Below are 3,376 nucleotides of genomic sequence, written 5' to 3'. Positions count from 1 at the left end.
CCTATTAAATACCAGTGGAATATTTATGCTCTGCGTCCATTTGGACGCTAACCGCTATTATATGCAGCGTCAAATCTGACGCACCTTTTATATTTTCGTAGGGGTACAAAAATTTTCGTATTCCTTTAGCAAAGTCCTATGAGAACATTCTAGACAATAAAGCTACACAAAACTTTTGTGAAGCTTATTGCATAAATGATTATATCATCAAAACAAATCATCTATATCAATACAATCTAAATCTTTTCCAATAACGCAAAATAACTCACAAGGGATTTTTCCGCCGTGAGATTCATTATCTGTCTCTATATAATCAGGTTCTTTGTAATCACCTGTTTTGGACTGCACACCAGATGGAGTAGACACCTCTTTTCATATATTATTCTGTCCCATACAATCTATATTTGCCATGGCAAGTTCTGACAGAACATCACCCTCTGTAGGCATATCCAACATTTCTTCTATAGAAAAATCATGTTCCATTGAAACAGGATTGCCCCAGTTATCGTCAACAGCATTTCGCACTTCATCAGGGAATACCGATAAATCCAATAACTCTCCCTGTTTATACTCACCATCATAATACCCTTCTACTGGTTTGTATTTCAGCGATTTATTGTATGCAATACATTGTCTACATAAATCAACCTCCGCATCAAAATTGTTTCTATACTTCTTTGCATCATTACAATAAGCATTATATCTTAGCTTTATTGCTCTTCTATCCAGTTTTTCAACAAAATCTTCACATTCCACGGTATCAGAATATTTCAACGCTTCAGCAATCACGACATCTTTGTCACAATATCTGCCATATGAATTATTCAGCTTGTAATATGTACCGTTTAACCTCCGCTTTTTATGCCTGTATACATAAATAAGCTGCATTTCCTCTAACTGTTCCAGATAATCGTTAACTGTCTCTTTCCCATATCCCCACAACGTTGTCATTTCGTCCTGTGACATATGCCATTCTTTAGTCTGGTTATTGATTGTTCCTATTAACGAGCAGAAGAACGAGAACACATTAAACGGCTTATTGGACTTCTCAAATATTCTCTGCATTTCCCATTGTTCTAAAATAACAAACTTACTCTTGTTGCTATCTACTTCTAATCCTTTACCAGAAAAAATATAATTATCAGTATCCTGATTTATAAGTTCTATAATTCCTTTACCAGAAAGTGAACGTATCGCATCTCTAATCCCCTCTATTATGGTACGCTCCTTCCTGTTTGATGATTTCAAAAATCTGCCTGTCATTTCATATCCTACCAGACTGACAGATGTACTAAGATGATTATATTTCTTACTATACATTCCATTGAGTATTGCTAATATGACTGTTTCCTTATCGTTTGTATTTAATTGTTTGTCCAAAAATAATTTCATATAAATAAAATCCTTTCACATAAATCAAATTAATTTTCTGATTATTTTTCGGCATTTTCATACTGTATTAGTCTTACTGCATCAAAATATCTTTTATCTGCCATAAAAACATGAAATACTCGTCCGTCCTTATCACCTACGCCACAACCAATAGGATGAATACCTTTCTTAAATAACAAATTGCACTCTTGTAAATCATAGTTGTAAATTGGTTTAATATTTTTGTTATACATAAATCAATTCCCTTTCATAAAGTAAAATTAGCCTAAGTTTCGTTTTGGGCAATCATTTGCCCTTTTTTCTAATTTCTCCTAGGACAAGTGGGCATCCATTTGCCCATTCCGATACTGCTACTAAAGGAGATCCTTCTTACTACAAGAGATCCATTCTTACCCCTAATGGGGATAAGGTTCTGGTTTACTATTTACATTATTTTTTCTCATCTGTTATTCCTTTCATCTGATAATTGATTCATTCCCACTAAATAATACTTCTCTCTTTTATTTCTCTTTTTATTGGATGTGATATCCCATTTTGGAACACCACATAATTTACATTTTCCCAATCTGGAAAACATTTTTCTAAGGTATATTGAACTTCACCCCTATAAACTTCTATGAATCAAAAACTTAACAAAAATTCATTATTTGACTTTTGCATCTTGTTACACTCTCTGACCAGAAATGTTAAATTTTTACATTGTAATAAGGACTAAACATTTCATTCAGCCCTTTACATCAGTGGGTCTTAATTCTTTTAAGTCCCTTATTAATCTACTTTTCTATATTCAGTTTTCATCATTTAATGGAATTATTGTGTAGAATCACACAATCAAATTGATTTAATAGTTATCAGATTTTTTTGAATTTCAGATTTACAGTTTATTTTGGTTGCTCTGTAATGGCAATTACTTAGTACAGCCGAAAATTTGGCTGTATTATTTTTACTAAGCTAAATTCTAAGCTTAGTGTCTTTTCCAACCTAAAATTGTGTGGCTAAATATCATCCACCACGACTTCGTGGTCGTTATTCTCATTACTTATTTTTGAGTATCGAATTATTTTTACTCCCCAAATTGGGGGAGCAAAATTTTCGCCTTGAGGCAGCAGTCCTCTAATAACAATCATCTGCTACCAGAAAATCAATCGCTTTCTTTATCCGTTCCATCTCATTTGAATATATCCTATATGCTGCATTCTTTGCTGATTCAACTGAACCATACTTCTCAGGCTGTAACCTCCTGATACTTCCTTTGCCAAAAGCATACAGATAATATTGGTCTTCTTCCGGCTCATGGTTGATTTTGAATTCAATCTTTATCCATCCGCATAAATTGATTTCACAATGGCTGCATACAACCACATTGTCTGACATGATATCTTTCCACTCTAATTCTTTGAATTGCATATGGTACTCTCCTTTAATTATATGTGGTCTGACTTAATCCCTTATAAATCAAGGGTTTTAAGCATTTTTTATCTTAAATATGGCCCAGTATGATTAAACCTATTCACAACTCATACTTTCACTCACTTTTCTTCTCTCTCAACGGACACCACATAGGGCTTACCTCTGGTAACTCCCCTACACCCAGTTTTCCCATATCGTCAATTCTGTCTACATGGTCACAATAATATATTTTCTTACCGTAATCATACTTTTTCATAAATTCACATTCAGCACAATTTTGCGCTCTATTATTCAATTTCATATGTATCCTATTCCTCCTCACCCTGCATTTCTTCTATCTTATCAGCCAATCTTTCACTTGCATAAAACCTCATTTTCTTATGTTCTGGTATAATACATTCTTCTCCGCTTAAAGGCACTCTACCCTTCCTCTCCTTATAAGTCTTCATTTCAAATCTTCCAAATCCTTTTATCATTACCTTTTCATCTTCAGCCATATAATCCATAAGAGTTTCAATGAATAATTCCAGCCCTTCTCTTGCTGCTTTCTTGGTAATACCGCCTATTTCTGCCA

At 33.8% G+C, this 3,376-nt stretch carries 5 protein-coding genes; all 5 read right to left on the bottom strand.

Annotated elements, in window-relative coordinates; all coding sequences use genetic code 11:
- Nucleotides 1–372: 372 nt before the first annotated feature.
- Nucleotides 373–1,392 carry a hypothetical protein gene (locus D5281_RS24375; protein ID WP_160562456.1) on the bottom strand — a complete coding sequence of 340 codons (1,020 nt, stop codon included), beginning with the start codon at nucleotides 1,390–1,392 and terminating at the stop codon, nucleotides 373–375.
- A 41-nt stretch (nucleotides 1,393–1,433) separates the two neighbouring features.
- A complete protein-coding gene (locus tag D5281_RS24370) occupies nucleotides 1,434–1,625 on the bottom strand; it encodes a hypothetical protein (protein WP_160562455.1) in 192 nt (63 codons plus the stop codon).
- 880 nt (nucleotides 1,626–2,505) lie between these two features.
- Nucleotides 2,506–2,799, bottom strand: a complete 294-nt coding sequence (locus tag D5281_RS24365) for a hypothetical protein (protein ID WP_160562454.1) — start codon at nucleotides 2,797–2,799, stop codon at nucleotides 2,506–2,508.
- A gap of 118 nt (nucleotides 2,800–2,917) precedes the next feature.
- Nucleotides 2,918–3,103 carry a hypothetical protein gene (locus D5281_RS24360; protein ID WP_160562453.1) on the bottom strand — a complete coding sequence of 62 codons (186 nt, stop codon included), beginning with the start codon at nucleotides 3,101–3,103 and terminating at the stop codon, nucleotides 2,918–2,920.
- Nucleotides 3,104–3,110: 7 nt separating this feature from the next.
- Nucleotides 3,111–3,376 (bottom strand): HU family DNA-binding protein (locus D5281_RS24355; protein WP_160562452.1); only part of this gene is annotated, 266 nt, incomplete at its 5' end.

The organism is Parablautia muri (assembly GCF_009917485.1).
In the GTDB taxonomy this organism is placed as follows: domain Bacteria; phylum Bacillota; class Clostridia; order Lachnospirales; family Lachnospiraceae; genus Suilimivivens; species Suilimivivens muri.
Note: the sequence above shows the minus strand (reverse complement) of the source record. Positions and strands in the feature narration are given on the sequence as shown.

Coding starts and splice junctions, on each gene's coding strand:
- D5281_RS24365 (WP_160562454.1), bottom strand. CDS start 2,799: ATGCAATTCAAAGAATTAGAGTGGAAAGATATCATGTCAGACAATGTG.
- D5281_RS24375 (WP_160562456.1), bottom strand. CDS start 1,392: ATGAAATTATTTTTGGACAAACAATTAAATACAAACGATAAGGAAACA.
- D5281_RS24370 (WP_160562455.1), bottom strand. CDS start 1,625: ATGTATAACAAAAATATTAAACCAATTTACAACTATGATTTACAAGAG.
- D5281_RS24360 (WP_160562453.1), bottom strand. CDS start 3,103: ATGAAATTGAATAATAGAGCGCAAAATTGTGCTGAATGTGAATTTATG.